Annotated in this window: 20 protein-coding genes, 1 tRNA gene and 1 pseudogene; 12 read left to right on the forward strand and 10 right to left on the reverse strand. The window is 64.5% G+C overall.

The features are described 5' to 3' along the window. The first annotated feature begins 2 nt into the window (after positions 1-2). The gene (gene aat, locus ACLB0R_RS00495; RefSeq protein WP_416643069.1) at positions 3-746 is read left to right on the forward strand and encodes a leucyl/phenylalanyl-tRNA--protein transferase; all 744 of its coding nucleotides are present in this window, start codon (positions 3-5) and stop codon (positions 744-746) included. A 35-nt stretch (positions 747-781) separates the two neighbouring features. Here aat and ACLB0R_RS00500 read toward each other — a convergent pair. The 4 genes and pseudogenes from ACLB0R_RS00500 to ACLB0R_RS00515 form a co-directional block, all read right to left on the reverse strand. Next, a pseudogene (locus tag ACLB0R_RS00500) lies at positions 782-1,225 on the reverse strand (DUF2155 domain-containing protein); the annotation flags it as partial. Next, entirely contained in the window at positions 1,222-1,614 is a 393-nt protein-coding gene (locus ACLB0R_RS00505) for an NADH:ubiquinone oxidoreductase subunit NDUFA12 (protein WP_416641213.1), read from the reverse strand. The gene ACLB0R_RS00505 and the pseudogene ACLB0R_RS00500, both read right to left, overlap by 4 nt. Positions 1,615-1,672: 58 nt before the next feature. After that, positions 1,673-2,266, reverse strand: coding sequence for a cold-shock protein (locus tag ACLB0R_RS00510; protein ID WP_416641214.1), 594 nt, complete (start codon positions 2,264-2,266; stop codon positions 1,673-1,675). 84 nt (positions 2,267-2,350) lie between these two features. After that, positions 2,351-2,887, reverse strand: a complete 537-nt coding sequence (locus ACLB0R_RS00515; protein ID WP_416641216.1) for a regulatory protein RecX — start codon at positions 2,885-2,887, stop codon at positions 2,351-2,353. Positions 2,888-3,001: 114 nt separating this feature from the next. Between ACLB0R_RS00515 and ACLB0R_RS00520 the strand changes: the two genes are divergently transcribed. From ACLB0R_RS00520 to ACLB0R_RS00550, 7 genes are all read left to right on the forward strand, one after another. Next, a complete protein-coding gene (locus tag ACLB0R_RS00520) occupies positions 3,002-4,765 on the forward strand; it encodes a fatty acyl-AMP ligase (RefSeq protein WP_416641217.1) in 1,764 nt (587 codons plus the stop codon). A 74-nt stretch (positions 4,766-4,839) separates the two neighbouring features. Continuing rightward, on the forward strand, positions 4,840-7,212 hold the full coding sequence (locus tag ACLB0R_RS00525) for a putative bifunctional diguanylate cyclase/phosphodiesterase (protein ID WP_416641219.1): 2,373 nt from the start codon (positions 4,840-4,842) through the stop codon (positions 7,210-7,212). A 59-nt stretch (positions 7,213-7,271) separates the two neighbouring features. Beyond that, positions 7,272-7,348 (forward strand) — tRNA-Trp (locus ACLB0R_RS00530). Between the two features lie 156 nt (positions 7,349-7,504). Then, positions 7,505-7,702: a preprotein translocase subunit SecE gene (gene secE / locus ACLB0R_RS00535; RefSeq protein ID WP_416641221.1), complete on the forward strand. Its 198-nt coding sequence runs from the start codon at positions 7,505-7,507 to the stop codon at positions 7,700-7,702. A 35-nt stretch (positions 7,703-7,737) separates the two neighbouring features. Next, a complete protein-coding gene (gene nusG, locus ACLB0R_RS00540) occupies positions 7,738-8,274 on the forward strand; it encodes a transcription termination/antitermination protein NusG (protein ID WP_416641223.1) in 537 nt (178 codons plus the stop codon). Positions 8,275-8,421: 147 nt separating this feature from the next. Beyond that, entirely contained in the window at positions 8,422-8,676 is a 255-nt protein-coding gene (locus ACLB0R_RS00545; RefSeq protein WP_416641224.1) for a type II toxin-antitoxin system Phd/YefM family antitoxin, read from the forward strand. Then, on the forward strand, positions 8,676-9,131 hold the full coding sequence (locus ACLB0R_RS00550) for a PIN domain-containing protein (protein ID WP_416641226.1): 456 nt from the start codon (positions 8,676-8,678) through the stop codon (positions 9,129-9,131). Before ACLB0R_RS00545 ends, ACLB0R_RS00550 begins: the two co-directional genes overlap by 1 nt. 93 nt (positions 9,132-9,224) lie before the next feature. Here ACLB0R_RS00550 and ACLB0R_RS00555 read toward each other — a convergent pair whose 3' ends face one another. From ACLB0R_RS00555 to ACLB0R_RS00580, 6 genes are all read right to left on the reverse strand, one after another. Then, complete coding sequence (locus ACLB0R_RS00555) at positions 9,225-9,842, reverse strand: hypothetical protein (protein WP_434953655.1); 618 nt, start codon at positions 9,840-9,842, stop codon at positions 9,225-9,227. Between the two features lie 99 nt (positions 9,843-9,941). Beyond that, positions 9,942-10,871 carry a hypothetical protein gene (locus tag ACLB0R_RS00560; RefSeq protein ID WP_416641229.1) on the reverse strand — a complete coding sequence of 310 codons (930 nt, stop codon included), beginning with the start codon at positions 10,869-10,871 and terminating at the stop codon, positions 9,942-9,944. A 165-nt stretch (positions 10,872-11,036) separates the two neighbouring features. After that, complete coding sequence (gene yghU / locus ACLB0R_RS00565) at positions 11,037-11,924, reverse strand: glutathione-dependent disulfide-bond oxidoreductase (RefSeq protein ID WP_416641231.1); 888 nt, start codon at positions 11,922-11,924, stop codon at positions 11,037-11,039. A gap of 73 nt (positions 11,925-11,997) precedes the next feature. After that, positions 11,998-12,261, reverse strand: coding sequence for an ester cyclase (locus tag ACLB0R_RS00570; protein WP_416641232.1), 264 nt, complete (start codon positions 12,259-12,261; stop codon positions 11,998-12,000). Further along, positions 12,240-12,416 carry a hypothetical protein gene (locus ACLB0R_RS00575; RefSeq protein ID WP_416641233.1) on the reverse strand — a complete coding sequence of 59 codons (177 nt, stop codon included), beginning with the start codon at positions 12,414-12,416 and terminating at the stop codon, positions 12,240-12,242. Before ACLB0R_RS00575 ends, ACLB0R_RS00570 begins: the two co-directional genes overlap by 22 nt. 11 nt (positions 12,417-12,427) lie before the next feature. Beyond that, positions 12,428-13,345, reverse strand: a complete 918-nt coding sequence (locus ACLB0R_RS00580; RefSeq protein ID WP_416641234.1) for a sterol desaturase family protein — start codon at positions 13,343-13,345, stop codon at positions 12,428-12,430. 67 nt (positions 13,346-13,412) lie between these two features. Between ACLB0R_RS00580 and ACLB0R_RS00585 the strand changes: the two genes are divergently transcribed. From ACLB0R_RS00585 to rplA, 4 genes are all read left to right on the forward strand, one after another. Further along, the gene (locus tag ACLB0R_RS00585; RefSeq protein WP_416641236.1) at positions 13,413-14,063 is read left to right on the forward strand and encodes a TetR/AcrR family transcriptional regulator; all 651 of its coding nucleotides are present in this window, start codon (positions 13,413-13,415) and stop codon (positions 14,061-14,063) included. 139 nt (positions 14,064-14,202) lie between these two features. Next, positions 14,203-14,502, forward strand: coding sequence for a GIY-YIG nuclease family protein (locus ACLB0R_RS00590; protein WP_416641238.1), 300 nt, complete (start codon positions 14,203-14,205; stop codon positions 14,500-14,502). Positions 14,503-15,106: 604 nt separating this feature from the next. Further along, positions 15,107-15,538 carry a 50S ribosomal protein L11 gene (rplK, locus tag ACLB0R_RS00595; protein WP_416641239.1) on the forward strand — a complete coding sequence of 144 codons (432 nt, stop codon included), beginning with the start codon at positions 15,107-15,109 and terminating at the stop codon, positions 15,536-15,538. 4 nt (positions 15,539-15,542) lie between these two features. Then, on the forward strand, positions 15,543-16,238 hold the full coding sequence (gene rplA, locus ACLB0R_RS00600; protein ID WP_416641240.1) for a 50S ribosomal protein L1: 696 nt from the start codon (positions 15,543-15,545) through the stop codon (positions 16,236-16,238). Positions 16,239-16,309: the final 71 nt, after the last annotated feature.

The following is a 16,309-nucleotide window of genomic DNA, read 5'->3' on the forward strand; positions in this document are numbered from 1 at the left end:
AGATGAAGTGGCTCGACCCGGAAATCGTCCTCGGCGCTTATGCCGTGGGCGTTTTTCCGATGGCCGATCACCGCAACGCCGAGACGGTTTATTGGGTCGAACCAAAAAGGCGCGCGGTGCTGCCGCTCGACGGGTTCCGGCTGTCGCACTCGTTGCGCAAAGTGCTGGCGCAGGATCGCTATCGCGTGACCGCCGATCAGGCATTTGGCGACGTGCTGGCCCTGTGCGGCGAGGCCGCGCCCGACCGCCCCGAAACCTGGATCAACAGCTCGATCGCCGAGGTGTTCGGCCGGCTGCATGACATGGGCTTTGCGCATTCGATCGAATGCTGGGACGGCGATGATCTGGTCGGCGGCCTGTACGGCCTGGCGCTCGGCCGCGCGTTCTTCGGCGAAAGCATGGTGAGCCGCGCGCGCGATGCTTCCAAGGTTGCGCTGGCCTGGCTCGTTGCAAGGCTGCGCGCGGGAGGCTTTACGCTGCTCGATTGCCAGTTCCAGACCGATCATCTCGCCTCGCTCGGCGCGGTCGAGATTTCGCGCGCCGATTATCTCGGGCTGTTGTCCGCTGCCTTGTCGGGGCTCGGCGATGCAGCGGCTGCGGGCGGCGGTGCGGTGCCGTTGTCGGCACTCGCCGCGCCGTCGCTGGCCGATTTCTTCGCCTTGGACCGGGTCGGCGCGGCATCGCTCGCCGATTCGGCGCCGGTCAACGGGAAGCTCATCGCGCAGCTTTTGGTCCAGACGTCATAAACCGGGTGCTGGACGACGTTGAGCGCCGGCCGCTCCTTGAACAGCCAGCCTGAGAAGACCCGCCGCCAGGTACGATCGACCTGCTCGACATCCACCTGCACGAACGCGCCGGTATAATGATCCTGCTCCCACGGCGCGGTCTGCTCGCAGGCGCGCAGCCGGATGATGACGTCGTTCAAGCGCACCGCCTGGCCGGGCTTCAACGTCACGTCGCGGCTGACGCCGTTGCGCTTGTTGAGCAGGCCGAGCACCGCCACGCGATCCTTCATCGGCGTCGCGCCTTTGGCCGGATCCTGATCGGTCGACAGGTCAACGGTCGCAACGCCGGCCTCGGTCTGCGCTTCGTCGAGCGCGGAGGATCCTTGCGACTTTACCGGGCCCGACGACGGCGGATTGTAGCTGCGATAAACGCCGACGCCGACCAGAATGGCGAGGCCGAGCAGCAGTACCCCGCCGCCGGCAATCAGCCATTTGTTCATTCGCCCGGCGTCCAGGCTTCGTAATCGCCCGTCGCCTGCGCGCGATGGCCGCCGCGCTCCAGTGCCCCGGCGGGCCGATAAGCAGCGGGCGTGCCGGTCAGATTGGGCAACGCCGGCTTTTGCCACGTGCGACGCGGCGGCAGCGCCTTCTCGGGCAAGGCGTCGACCTGATGCGACAGCCAGCCGAACCATTCGGGCGGCACGCGGCTCGCGTCATTGGCGCCGTTATAGATCACCCAGCGCCGCGTGATGCCATTGGGATCGGTGCCGCCTTCATAATAGACGTTGCCGAGCGCATCCTCACCCACCCGCGTCTTGCCGCGCAGGCCTAGCCGCGTGCCGAAGGTCGCGCCGTTCCACCAAGTGAAGATCGTGCCGAGGATGCCCATGGCCGTTGCGCTTAGCCCGCCGGGCTGGCGCCATCAACCGCGTTTCGCGCGGCGGCGATCAGTCGAAGTCGATCTCGACCGCGAGCGGCCCCTTGCGTCCATCGACAATGCGGGCGCGCAACCGCTCATCGGGCTCGACGAGCATGATATCGGCGCGGCGCAGCGTTTCCATATGGATGAAGACGTCGGCGCCATCGGCTTCGCGCACCAGAAAGCCATAGCCTTTCAGCCGGTTGAACCATTTGACGATCACGGGCTCGAACGGGCCGGCCTCGTCGATCAGGTCGATCGGGTCGATCCGATCGATGGGCGGCCGCGCGCGGGGCTGCGGCTCGATCGCGCTGCTCAAGTCGATATTGCTGACTTCGCGAGCCTGATAGCCACGGTCGCGCCGCACCGCGATGCAATCAAGCCGCGCGCCTTCGGGCAAGCTGCGCCGACCCAGCGGCTGCAGCACCGAGAAATGAATGAGCACGTCGCCATAACCGGGCTGATCGGCGACCATGAAGCCAAAGCCGCGCGTCAAGTCGAACCACTTGATGGCACCGGACAAATGGCAATCCCGCCCCGCCGCATCAACCTGCGGCACGGCTTGGCTGCCTTCTTCATCCTCGACGTGTTCGCGCGCCAGCGCGTCCCGCCCCCTGGTCATTGCCATCAGTCCCCCGGCTGACGTTTTATCACAATAAGGGTGCCTCTATCTGGAAAAAACTGTCAACCATTTCATTGCGGCTGCTCAATCATTTCCTGCAATCAACTCGTCGATTTCCTCGCCCGGCGCCATCCGCACGATCTGCCGCGACAGCGTTATGTCGTGCCCGGCGCGCAGCATGGCGGCGAGATGCTTGTCGCGCAGCGGTCGGTCGGCGGGAATTTCAGCAAACGGACCGATTCGACGCCGCCGGGCAAAGGCCAGCGCTGCAATGGCGGCATTTGGCGCATTTTCCTCAGCGACCGCCGCGCGATCGCCCTCTGCGACACCCGCCGCCCATAAAGCGTCCCCGACCCGGCGCGCGCCAAGCCCGCGGCCGTGCATCGAGCGCGCTTTCGCATCGGCATAAGCACGATCATCGACATAGCCGCGGGACACCATGGCGTCGGCCAGGCCGGCAGGGTCCGCAGCCTCGCCTTCCCATCCCCGCTCAGCGATCTTGCGGCGCAGATAACGTTCCAACCTGGCACGGGTTGTGGCGAAGCGCTCGACATAGCGCAGCGCCATGCGTTCCAGCGTGGCACGATCGAGCGGGGGCAGATTGCGGGCCTGGCGGGGCATTTCGCCATCATTGTGCCATAGTCGGGCTCGATTTTGAACGTTGGTGTTCCCTAAAGGACACAAGGGATTTACCAGCTAGCGGTTTGGGGAAACCGCGTTAGAGGGCGCATTAGGATGGCCATTGATGGTAGTTTGGACGTGGCGGTGAAAGAGCAGGCGCTCTCCCCCACCCCAACGCAAGACGATTTGCCGCGCCGGCTGAGCGATTTCGAGACGCTGACCGAAGCGCTGGACTATGTCGCCGCGGGCGATCTTGGCCTGAATTTTCACGATGCGCGCGGCACGTTGGTGCGTGCCTATCGTTATGCCGATCTGCGCCGCGACGCCATCAACGCTGCTTTCCGCCTCATCGCCGCCGGCGTGAAGCCCGGTGACCGGATCGCGCTGATTGCCGAGACCGGCGCCGAATTCGCCGCGCTGTTCTACGGCGCGGTTTACGCCGGTGCCTGGCCCGTGCCGCTGCCGCTGCCGACCTCGTTCGGTGCGCGCGATTCCTACATCGACCAAATCCGCGTGCAGCTTTTGAGCAGCGATCCGGTGATGCTGTTCTTCCCGCCGGAATTGACGGCGATGGCGGCAGAGGCGGCGCGGCTGAACGGCGTCGAGGGCATCGACTGGGCCGAGTTCGCCACGCGCGCAGCGCCCGTCGTGCCGCTGCACCAGGCAAGCGCTGATGATATTGCCTATCTCCAATATTCGAGCGGCTCGACGCGCTTTCCCCACGGCGTGATCATCACCCACCGCGCATTGATGTCGAACCTCGCCGCGCATGGCCATGGCATGGCCCTTGTCGACAGCGATCGCTGCGTTTCTTGGCTGCCCTGGTATCACGACATGGGGCTGGTCGGGTGCTTCCTGTCACCGATGGCGAATGGCTTGTCGGTCGATTACCTCAAGACCGAGGATTTCGCGCGCCGGCCATTGGCGTGGCTCGACCTCATCACGCGCAATCAGGGCACGACGGTGAGCTACTCGCCGACGTTCGGCTATGATATTTGTGCGCGCCGCATTTCGAGCCAGACGCGCGCCTTTGATCGTTTCGACCTGTCGCGCTGGCGGCTCGCCGGCAATGGCGCCGACATGATCCGTCCCGATGTGATGCAGAGCTTTGTCGATGCCTTCGGTGAGGCGGGGTTCAAGGCGAACGCTTTCCTGCCGAGCTATGGCCTTGCCGAAGCGACGCTGGCGGTATCAATCATGCCGCCAGGCGAAGGGATCCGCGTCGAGCTGGTCGAGGAGACCGAGCTGTCAGGTTCGCCCGCCGCTGAGGGACGCCCGCAGCGCTATCGCGCCATCGTCAATTGCGGCAAGCCGGTACTCGGCATGTCGGTCGAGGTCCGCGATGAAGACGGCGCGCCACTGCCCGAACGCGCGATCGGCAAGCTCTGGTGCACGGGGCCATCGCTGATGTCCGGCTATTTCCGCGATGAAGCCGCGACCGAGGCGTGCATGGTGAATGGTTGGCTCGATACGGGCGACATGGGCTATTTGTCGGACGGCTATGTCTATATTGTCGGCCGCGCCAAGGACATGATCATCATCAACGGCAAGAACCACTGGCCGCAAGACATTGAATGGGCAGTGGAGCAGCTGCCGGGGTTCAAGGCCGGCGACATCGCCGCCTTTGCGATCACCACCCCCGGCGGCGAAGAAACACCCGCCGTGCTCGTCCAGTGCCGCACGTCCGACGCCGACGAGCGCCAGCGCTTGCTGGAAGCCATCCGCGAGCGCGTCCGCGCCGTTACCGGCATGAACTGCGTGATCGAGCTGGTGCCGCCGCGCACCCTGCCCCGCACCAGCTCGGGCAAGCTCAGCCGATCGAAAGCGCGCAACCTGTATCTCGCCGGCGAGATCAAACCCTACGCCATCGCCGCATAATTCGTCGCGAATTTCGGTCAATGCGGAGCGAAACCTAACCATCCGCTAACCAGCCGCGCGCTATTCTGCGCCTCGTGAGCAAGCAGACGACATCACAATTTGCGCAGCCGCGCATCGATACGCGAGCGTTGCTAGGGCTTTACGACCCGGCAGACGCGACCGATTGGGGCCCGATTCGCGCCGCCCAGCTGCATGCCGGGCGGCAGCTTGCGCTGTTCATGCTCGCCGCGAATGTGATCGGCGCGGCGATCATCACCGTCATCGCGCGGCGCTTTCTCCCCGCATGGATGCCCGAAAGCTGGGCCGCGATCGTGGCTGCGGTCGCCGCCGCCGTCACTTTCCGCCGCCTGGCCAGCCGTCATCGCGACGCGATCAGCGCCAGCCTGCATGACGTGCGATCGACGATGGCTGACGGCCTCGCCTTGGGGCTGATCTGGACGCTGCCGCCGCTTGTCGCCACCAATCATGGCGCCACGGCCGAGGTGCTCGGCTTCTGGGCCGTGCTGGCGGTGCTGATGGCGGCATCGGCAGTCGCGATGGCGGCGCTGCCGCTGGCGACGCTCAGCTTCCTGCTTCTAACCGGCGCCAGCGTCGTGGCGATGCTCTATGTCTCGACCGGGCCGATGCTGGCGGCGGTCGCGGCGATGTTCGTTATCCTGGTGATGCTTGGCTGCCTCGATCGCGCCCGCGCACTGGTCGTGATCCGCGCACACGAGATCGCCATGTCCGAACGTGACGAAACCGTCGCGTTGCTGCTCCGCGACGACCAGGACGGCAGCAGCGAGGATCAGCAAGGCGACTGGCTGTGGGAGATCGATGCCGCCCGCCGCGTCGTCCGCGCCAGCCCGCGCTTTGCCTATGCCGCTGGCCTTGATCCGATCAAGATCAACAACATGCCGTTCCTGCAGGTGCTGGCGGGCCCCGCCTGGGAAACCGGCGACTTTTCTGAAGCCTTGCGCGATCTCGCCGCCAAACTGAAAGCGCGCGAAACCTTTCGCGGGCTGTTGGTCAGGGTGCATGTCAAGGGCGAAGACCGCTGGTGGGAAATCGCCGCGACGCCGCGTTTCGACGATTCGGGCGCCTTTGTCGGCTTTCGCGGCGTCGGCTCCGACGTAACCGAGGCGCGGGCGTCGGCCGAACAGATCAGCCGCATGGCGCGGTTCGACACGCTGACTGGCCTCCCCAATCGATTGCTGCTCAACGAGACGCTGGCCAAGGCAATGGCCGAGGCTGACAAGTGGAGCTCGCGCTGCGCCTTCATCATGATCGACCTTGATCGCTTCAAGGCCGTCAACGACACGCTCGGCCACCCGGTTGGCGATCGCTTGCTCGGCCGTGTCGCCCAGCGGCTGGCGCAGATCATGACCGATAACGAGATGGTCGGCCGGCTCGGCGGCGACGAATTTGCCGTCGTCGTCCGCGACGCGACCGACAGTGCCCGGCTCGAGCGACTGGCGACCAACATTATCGAAAGCGTGTCGCGCCCTTATGAGATCGATCAGCATCGTCTCTATATCGGCGCCAGCCTGGGCGTCGCGGTGGGGCCGCGCGACGGGCGCACCGCCGAAATGCTGGTCCGCTCGGCCGACCTTGCGCTGTACCGCTCCAAAGATGCCGGTGGCGGCGTCTTCCATCTCTACGAGCCACAGCTGCACATGCAGGCGGAGGAACGCCGCGTGCTCGAAATCGCACTGCGCGAAGCCGTCCGCAAAGGCGAGATGCACCTCAATTATCAACCGGTCGTTTCCGCCGAAGCCGGCGCGCTGGCCTCCTTCGAAGCGTTGCTGCGCTGGACCCACCCCGAGCTGGGGCCGATCTCGCCGGCCAAGTTCATCCCGCTCGCCGAGGAAGCGCGACTGATCGCGCCGATCGGCGAATGGGTACTGCGAACAGCCTGCGACGAAGCGGCGCGCTGGCCGGGCGATACGATGGTCTCGGTCAATGTCTCGGCCGATCAGCTCAACAGCCCGAACTTTGCCGCGGTCGTCGCGTCGGCGCTCGCGAATAGCGGCTTGCCCCCCGGCCGGCTCGAGCTCGAAGTCACCGAAAGCGTGTTCATGCGCGAAGGGACCGGCGCGACCAAGGTGCTGGAAAGTATCCTCGACATGGGCGTGAAGCTTGCGTTGGATGATTTCGGCACGGGCTATTCGTCGCTGGGTTATCTGTCGCAGACGCGCTTTTCGACGATCAAGGTCGATCGCAGCTTCGTCCAGGCCGCCTCCAAGGGGAAGAAGGAAGCCATTGCCATCATCCGTGCGGTGGTGGCGCTAGCCCAATCGCTCGGCATGGCGACGACGGCAGAAGGCGTGGAAAGCGAGAGCGAGTATTACCTCGTCCGCGATCTCGGCTGCACCAAAATCCAGGGCTATTATTTCGGCCGGCCGCTGCCGGTGGAAGAAGCCCGCGCCGTTGTCGAGCGCGCCCAAGGCAACGCGCGCGCCGCCTGACGCGCGCCTGCTTCCGCCCCCTTGCTCCAACAATCCAACAAAGCTAGGGGCAGAGGTGTAGGAGCATAGCTCAGCTGGTTAGAGCGTCGGTCTCCAAAACCGAAGGCCCTCGGTTCGAATCCGAGTGCTCCTGCCACCCCTTCCACCGGTACTTGCGCGGGCGAGGGGCAAGCGCTAGATAGCGCAGTAATCCGACATCGGGGGCATGACGCTACCGGGCTCTTCTGAAAGGCCCGCGCGGCGAAACTGTGTCCGAAAGCGGGTGCGACGAAACAGCAAAGCGAGACCGACCGTGGCACGTACGACGCCCATCGAGTTCATCCGGCAAGTCCAGGCCGAAACGCGCAAAGTGGTGTGGCCGACGCGCCGCGAGACGATCATGACCGGGGTGATGGTGCTGGTGATGACGTTCCTGCTCGGCATCTTCTTCCTCAGCATCGATTCGGTGTTTGAGGTCATCGTCAAGATGCTGCTGTCGCTCGCCAAGTAACTCCCAAAAGACAAGCAAAGGGGCGGATCGCCAACATGTCGCGCTGGTATATTATTCACGCTTATTCGGGCTTTGAGGGCAAGGTTCGCGACGCGATCATGAGCGAGGCGACGCGCCTTGGCCTCGATCATTTCGTCGAAGCCATCGAAGTGCCGACCGAAACCGTTACCGAAGCGCGGCGCGGCAAGAAAATCCAGGTCGAGCGCAAGTTTATGCCGGGCTATGTGCTCGCCAAGCTCGAAATGTCGGACCAGGTCTATCACCTCGTCAAGAACACGCCCAAGGTGACGGGCTTTCTGGGGCCGAACGGCAAGCCGCAGGCCATCCCCGACAGCGAAGCCGCGCGCATGCTCAACACCAAGGACGAAGCGGCCGCCAACCCCAAGCAGCAAGTGAAGGTCGATTACGAAATCGGCGACGCGGTGAAAGTGCTGGACGGCCCGTTCGCGAGCTTCAACGGCACGGTGGAAGAACTCGACTTCGACAAATCGAAGGTCAAGGTCTCGGTCAGCATCTTCGGCCGCGCAACGCCGGTGGAACTGGATTTCGAGCAAGTCGAGCGCAGCAAGTAAGGCCGCAAGCGGCCTGACTTGCGAGCCGCACAGGATTAGCCAAGGCTAATCCTGAGACGGCGCTCGACCGGCCGGCGGGTCGCCCGAAGGGCGAACCCGACCGACGACGCGGAATTCACTTCCGCGTCGCGCCTCTTGCCAATTTTAGTGAAATTCACTAACCTCCACCCCATGGACCGCGCGATCACCGCCAGCGAAGCCAATCAGCGCTTCTCGGAACTGCTCCGCGACGTGGCCGATGGCGAAAGCTTCACCGTCACCTCGCACGGCAAGCCCGTTGCGCGCGTGCTGCCCGTCGACCGTGAGGGCGATCAACGCGCGGTTGCCCGGCTGCTCGATTTTGTCGCGACTCTGCCGGTCCGCCATTCGGGCGCGTGGACTCGCGCCGACCTTTACGATTGATGCGCGTCGCGCTCGATACCAACATCCTGGCCTATCTGGCGGGGGTATCGCGCGTGCCCGCCGATGACGCCAAGATCGCGACGGTGCGGTCGCTGATCGAAAGACTCGCGCCCGCCGCCACGCTGATTGCGCCGGTGCAGGCGCTGGGCGAACTGTTCATCGTGCTCCGCCGCAGCGGGGCGACGGCGAGCGACGCGCGCCAAATCCTGCTCGAATTCGCCGATGCCTTTGGCGCGCCCGCCAGCGAGGCCCGCACCGCGCTTGCCGCCGCCGACCTGGTGGTCGATCACCAGCTGCAATATTGGGACGCGCTGATCCTGACGGCGACAGCGGAGGCTGGCTGCGCGCTGCTGCTGTCCGAAGATATGCAACACGGCTTCATCACGCGCGGGGTGACGGTGGTGAACCCGCTGGCGGAGACGATGCACCCGAAGCTGGTGGGGGTGTTGGGGTAAGTCGCGCGAGCGGTGGGTGGCGAAACGTGCGCGCGACCGATAAAGGCGGACTTATTGCAGTTCGAGCCTTTTCGTATTAATTATAGATCTTTATCAGCGAAGCCGAACGATTAGTACTACAAGGACAATTACCAACGCATAAAGAATATAGGCGACGGTCTTAGAAATTCTTTGCAAATCCATTAATTGCGAGGATTTTAGATCATCTTTGATCTCGCCAGGATCAGCGACACTCGCCTCACAGTCCAATTTCGCAAGTATAAGACTGTAGCCCTCAATCTCCACCCGTGGTTTAGCCAGATTATCCCACTTCTTTCCGCTACCGTCTGGTTGCCAACCGTATTCGATCGGTACATCGATATTTACTTTCTTGAGCAACATACCTGTCATAATGGACTGAGTGAGGCGTGTAAGGTCATCATTTGAGAGGCGTATCGTAATGAGGTACGAGGCAGCGCGACCATCGATCAGATCGTCGCGGCCCTCCCAATAGGTCAATGATCCCTTTGCCCAGCCCATGTGAGGCTCTGATGTATCGGCGTTTTCAAATACGATCGTGCCGTTAAGGTCATTGAGTCGTTCGCCGGACGTTAATTCGACTTCCTGATGCCAAGCATCTGCTAATTCTGATGTAAATGACAGGCGCCAGCCATTTACCCCGAAAGCACCATTGTTGAAATTCAGTGTTGGCTTGCTAGTGACAAGGTCCACGAACGGCATTGGGCTACCTTTTCGAATTGGCTTGAGCAGCGTTCATTAATCAAATACCGTTTCTGGGCCATCCCATCCACCTAATACGTGGCAATTCATTTAACACCCCTCCCAATCCTTCAACCGCCACCCGCCGAACAGCGCCCGCGTCTCGTCGTACGGCTCCTTGCGCACCTTCGCCTTGCTCCACCCCGTTACCTGCGACAAGTCGGGCTGCGCGGATAGATCGGGCAGGATTTCCGGGCCGACGATCCAGGGCTCGCCGCGGGCGCGGCGGGCGGTTTCGGCGATGAGCCATTCTTCGCGGTCGCGCTCTCGGCGGGCGATGTACATCTCGCTCAGGCGATAGCTATAGGCATCGTCGCTTTCGCCGCGGCGCTGCTTCAAATGCGGGGGCTCGGCGAGCAGGCGCGCTTCCTTCTGGTGGAGGTACATCAGCTGCAGCGCCTGGTTGACGGTCATCGGCGGGATGGGCGGCGGCTCGTTATGGCGCCAATCGGCCTGCGCCTCGCTGCCGGCGAGGCCCGCTTCGAGCAGCGCCGCTTCCACCCGCTCATAGCCGAGCTGCACCGCCAGGCGCATCTCGCGGGCAAAGCCGGGGTCTTGCCGGGCGCGCAGGTAAAAGGCGCTGTGCGAGAAGCCGGCGGCGGCGGCGGAGAGGCGGACATTGGCGGTGGCGCTGAGCGCGGCGAGGAAGGCTTGCTCCGCCTCGCGGCCGAGCCGGCGCTTGGTGCCCGATCGGCGGAGCTGGATGCGGCCGCCGGCAGTGCGGTGGTGATGGTGGCTCTGCTGCTGCGCGGCCCGGGCGGCTTTGGGCGTCGGCTCGGGCGCGCGGAGGCGGGCATGGGCGATGGCGAGCGCCGCGTCCCACTCCGCCGCAAAGCCGGGATGCTTGGCGCGGCGGCGAGTGAACAGCGCGCGGTGCAGGCCAAGCCGCTCGCACGTCGCGCGGACATTGCCGGTCTGGGCGAGCAGGCGCAGGAAGGCGCGGTTCTGCCGGGTCTGCGGGTAAGTGAAGGGGCGCGGCATGGCGCGAGGCCATGTCACGCACATGGTCCTACATTGCAAGAGGGCGGGGCGTTCTGCCAAGCCGTCACCCCGGGCTTGACCCGGGGTGACGCTGCGTTGCCAGCGTGGCGACGCAGAAGAAGAAGCTGGACCCCGGATCAAGTCCGGGGTGACGAGGAAAATGCCCTACCCCACCGCCTCCGCCACCACGTCGAAGTCGCTGGCGTCGTGGCGTTCGATCACGCGGGTGGCGGGGTCGCCGAAGGGCCGGTTGACGCGGGCGCCGCGCTTCACCGCCTCGCGCGCGCCGATCTGGTCGGTCCAGCGCGTGACGTTCTTATAGTCGGCGAGGGACAGGAATTCGGCGGCGTTGTTGTACGCGACGCGGATGCCGGCGCCGTACCACGGGTAAATCGCCATATCGGCGATGGTGTACTCGCTGCCCGCCACATAGTCGTGGGTCGCCAGATGCTTGTCGAGCACGTCGAGCTGGCGCTTCACTTCCATCGCATAGCGGTCAATGGCGTATTCGATCTTCATCGGCGCATAGGCGTAGAAATGGCCGAAGCCGCCGCCGAGGAACGGCGTTGCGCCCATTTGCCACATCAGCCAGTTGATCGTCTCGGCGCGGGCGTGCGTCTCGGTGGGGAGGAACGCGCCGAACTTCTCGGCCAGGTAGATCAGCATCGATCCGCTCTCGAACAGCCGCACCGGCGGGTCGATCGAGCGGTCGACCATCGCGGGGATCTTGCTGTTGGGGTTGACCGCGACGAAGCCCGAGCCAAACTGGTCGCCCTCATTGATGCGGATCAGCCAGGCGTCATATTCCGCGCCAGTGTGGCCGGCGGCGAGCAGCTCCTCGAGCATGATCGTCACTTTGACGCCGTTGGGCGTGCCGAGCGAGTAGAGCTGGATGGGGTGCTTGCCGACCGGCAACTCCTTATCATGCGTCGCGCCCGCAATCGGTCGGTTGATATTGGCGAACTGGCCGCCATTGCCTTGCTTCCACTCCCAGACTTGCGGGGGGACATAGCCGGCGGGGAAATTATTGGCGGCGTCAGCGGCGTCGGTCATGCGTGGGGCTCCCCTGTTGGATGGCGAGCGTAACATGGGGGCGCGGGCGAGCGGTGCCAAGCCACCGCACCAATCAGCCGAGCGGCGGCACCACACCGAGTTGGATGAGCAACGTCAGATTGTCCTCCAGATGCCAGCTCTCGATCACGCGCCCGTCCACCACGCGGTGCATGTCGAAGGCGATGAAGCGCACCGCCGCGCCATTGGGGCCGACGCCCGGCCAGCCGCCGCTATTGGTGCCCGCAAAGGTGATCCGCACGGTGACGATATCGCCATCGACGCGGACATCTTCCATCGTCGCGGTCACAGCGGGGATCACCTGGCGGGTGAACAGCACGCGCCTTTCAACCCCGCCAGCCCCGGCGCGCGGCCCGGCGGCAGGGTGTTGTCGCGCCAGCCGGGGTCGAACACCGCGTCCATCGCCGCGACATCGCCGGTCGCGAAGGCCTGATAGAACGGCGTGACGAGCGCGGTCAGCGCGGCTTTATCCATGACAGACCTCCTCAGGCTGCCAGCGCAGCGCGCTGGATCGCTTCGGTGGTCTCGTGGCGGCCATCATGGCGCCAGCCGGGCGGCATGACCAAATAAGCAAGCTTGTCGCGCCAGCGCGGCGCCGAGCGCAGCTGCCCCCACAGCCAGCGCGCGCCCCAGCTCTGAATGTCGTAAATCCGCGTGCTGCCCATCTGATGGACCAGGCCGTAGATCGGCTCTTCCTCCTCGCGCTGGAAAGTGCCGAACAGCCGGTCCCAGATCATCAGCACCTGGCCGTAATTCCTGTCGAGATATTTGGGCTGGGTGCCGTGATGGACGCGGTGATTGGCGGGCGTCGCCACCCAGCCTTCGAGCCACTTGATCCGGTGAACAAACCGGGTGTGGTTGAAGATCCCCCAGACATTGCCGAAGAAGCGCGCGACCAGGAACATCGGCAACGGCAAGCCAATGAGCGCGAGCAGATAGTAAAGCGGCTGCGACGCGCCTGAGAGCAGCAGCACGCTGTTCCGCGCGGCGACGGTGAGGTTCATCGTCTCGGCGCTGTGATGCGCGGTGTGGATCGCCCAGAAAAAGCCGGTGCGATGCTCCATGCGGTGGCTGCTGTAATAGGCCAGGTCGTTGAGCAGGAAAGCGAGCGCCCAGCCCCACCACACCATCGGAATGGTGAACAGCCGATGCTCATACACCCACAGATAAATGCCGACGAACAACGCCGCGCCGACTGCGCCCTCGAAAAAGGCAAGCAGCAGCCAGTTGATCATGTTGGCGCGCGATTCGCGCTCGGCCCAGTCGCGGCGGTTCTCGAACAGATAGGCCCCGCGCTCGATCAGCACCATGGCGAGGTAGAAGCTCGCCATCATCAGGCCATAGCCGCCCTGGCCGAACCAGGTGGCGAGCGAGGCCAACCATACAGTGACACCGGTTTCCATCGACTCCACTCCTGACAATTGTTGTTGTCAGTTTGCATCCGACAACGAACGATGTCAATTGGGCGGCATGAACGAAGCAACCGGACGGTCGTATCGCGGCCACTCGCTAGCCGAGCGGCAGAAGGCGCGGCGCGCGGCGCTGATCGCGGCGGCGAATGCGGTGTATCGGCGCGATGGTTTTGCGGCCACGACGGTGCGCGCCATCTGCCGCGAGGCGGGGCTGACCGAGCGCTATTTCTACGAGGCGTTCGATGGCCCGCACGCCCTGCTCGCCGCGACCTTTGCCGACAATATCACCGGGCTCGACGCCATCCTACGCGCGGCGGTGGACGCGGCGCCGGCGGGCGAGGAAGCGGCGCTGCGCGCGGTGCTGCGCGCTTATTACGGGCGGCTGCGCGAGGATGCGGCGGGCGCCCGGGTGTTCCTCGTCGAAATCCAGGGAATCAGCCCGGCGATCGACGCGCAGTTCCGCGCCGCGCTGCGCGGCTTCGGCCAGGCAATGCAAACCATCCTCCCCCGCCTAAGCGATGCCCCGCCGCTGCTGGCGGATGGCTTGGGCGGCGGCACCATCCAGATCGCGCTGGCGTGGATGGCGGACGAGTATGCCGAGCCGCTGGACGGGGTGGTGGAGGCGGCGGTGCGGTTGTTTGCGGGGGTGCGGGGGAAGGCGTTCGGCAGTCCGACAAGGCAGCGGGACCCCGGGTCAAGCCCGGGGTGACGGTGGTGGTGTGTGCAGTCGACGGGTAGTGCCAACCGCCGTAGCTGAAGCAGTCCGACTCCAGATCTCTTTCGTCACCCCTGTCCTCCTTCGTCACCCCGGGCTTGACCCGGGGTCCCGCTTTTCTAGCGTGCCGGTTATGGCGCAAAGCAGACAAGGTGGTTGGGTCTACATCATGGCGGATCGCTATCGCGGCACCATGTATGTGGGCGTGACGGCTGATCTGGCGGCGCGGATTTACAAGCATCGGTCGGGAGACGGCTCTGATTTCTGCGCGCGATATGGGCTGACCCGGTTGGTCTGGGCGGAGCGTGGTGACGACATCTTGAGCTGCATCGCCCAGGAGAAACGGCTGAAACGCTGGCGGCGGGAGTGGAAGTTTGAACTGATCGAGCGGGGGAATCCCGATTGGGCTGATCTGTTTGATACGTTGGGGTGAGACGAAAAAGCGGGACCCCGGCTCAAGGCCGGGGTGACGGTAGCAGTGGGTGAAGTCGATAGGTAGTGCCCACCGCCGCAACTAAAGCGGTCCGACCCCTTATCTCTTTCGTCACCCCGGGCTTGACCCGCGGTCCCGCTTTTTTGCCGCCGGGCCAATGCGTTCCGCCGTCCGAAAGGGCAGCAGGGTCCCGGGTCGAGCCCGGGGTGACGCAAATGGGTCGGCTAGGTCGCTACTTCCCCCCACCCGCTCACTCCCCTGTCCTACATCCCCAACCCATGTCATCCTGCCCCGATGGCATCAGCCCTGCCTTGTCTCTCCAACCAACGCGACGCCGATCACCGCCGGAAGTGGGCAACAAAGGGGGCACGTAGTGTCAACTTCGTCAACTTCGGTCGGGTAGTGGCGGGCGCGACTCGCGAGGGCGCCGGGGCGCGCCACCCTTGCCCCCCGCCCCCCTTTCTGCTACCGGCGTCGCCTTCCAGCGTGACAGCGATGGAATTCGTGCGGGAGAGTGGCCCTAAAGGCCGCCCGCTATCACCGCTAAACTTGAACCGGGCGCATCGGGGTCCTCCCCCGCGCGCCCTGCTACAGAGTGAGGACAATGGCCAAGAAAATTACCGGCTATATCAAGCTGCAAGTGCCCGCCGGCGCCGCCAATCCGTCGCCGCCGATCGGCCCGGCGCTGGGTCAGCGCGGCGTCAACATCATGGAATTCTGCAAGGCGTTCAACGCGCAGACCGGTGACCAGGAAAAGGGCACGCCGCTGCCCACCATCATCACCGTCTATGCCGATCGCAGCTTTTCGTTCGTCACGAAAATGCCGCCGGCGACCTTCCTCATCAAGAAGGCGGCGAACCTGAAGTCGGGCTCGAAGGAGCCGGGCAAGGTGAGCGCGGGCAAGATCAAGCGCTCGCAGCTCAGCGAAATCGCCCAGATCAAGATGAAGGACCTGAACGCCAACGATATCGACGCGGCGACCCGCATCATCGAAGGCTCCGCCCGCGCGATGGGCCTCGAAGTGGTGGAGGGCTGATCCGATGGCAACGCTGACCAAGAAAGCCAAGGTGCTCGCGACCGCGGTCGATCGCGACAAGCTCTACACCATCGACGAGGCGATCGGCCTCGCCAAGGCCAATGCCACCGCCAAGTTTGACGAGACGATCGAAGTCGCGCTGAACCTGGGCGTCGATCCGCGCCACGCCGACCAGATGGTCCGCGGCGTCGTCACGCTCCCCAAGGGCACCGGCAAGACGGTGCGCGTCGGCGTCTTCGCGCGCGGCCCCAAGGCCGATGAAGCGCGCGAGGCGGGCGCCGATGTCGTGGGTGCGGAAGACCTGATGGAAATCGTCCAGGGTGGCACGATCGATTTCGATCGCTGCATCGCCACGCCCGACATGATGGGTATTGTCGGCCGGCTGGGTAAGGTACTCGGCCCCAAGGGCCTGATGCCCAACCCCAAGCTCGGCACCGTGACGATGGACGTCGCCAAGGCAGTGAAGGACGCCAAGGGCGGCCAGATCGAATATCGCGTCGAAAAGGCTGGCATCATCCACGCCGGCGTCGGCAAGGCGAGCTTTGCGGCGGAAGACCTGCGCGCGAACTTCGACGCGCTGGTCGATGCCGTGGTGAAGTCGAAGCCCTCGGGCGCCAAGGGCAAGTACGTCAAGAAGATCGCGATCAGCTCGACCATGGGCGCGGGCATCAAGGTCGATACGGCGGAAGTCGGCGCCTAAGCGCTGGCGCTGCCATCTTGGCGTAAGGAATACGGGATCGGCCGGCGCGGCCGGTCCCGTTTTTCGTTGAA

The organism is Sphingomonas sp. GlSt437, assembly GCF_048015635.2.
Lineage (GTDB): Bacteria > Pseudomonadota > Alphaproteobacteria > Sphingomonadales > Sphingomonadaceae > Sphingomonas.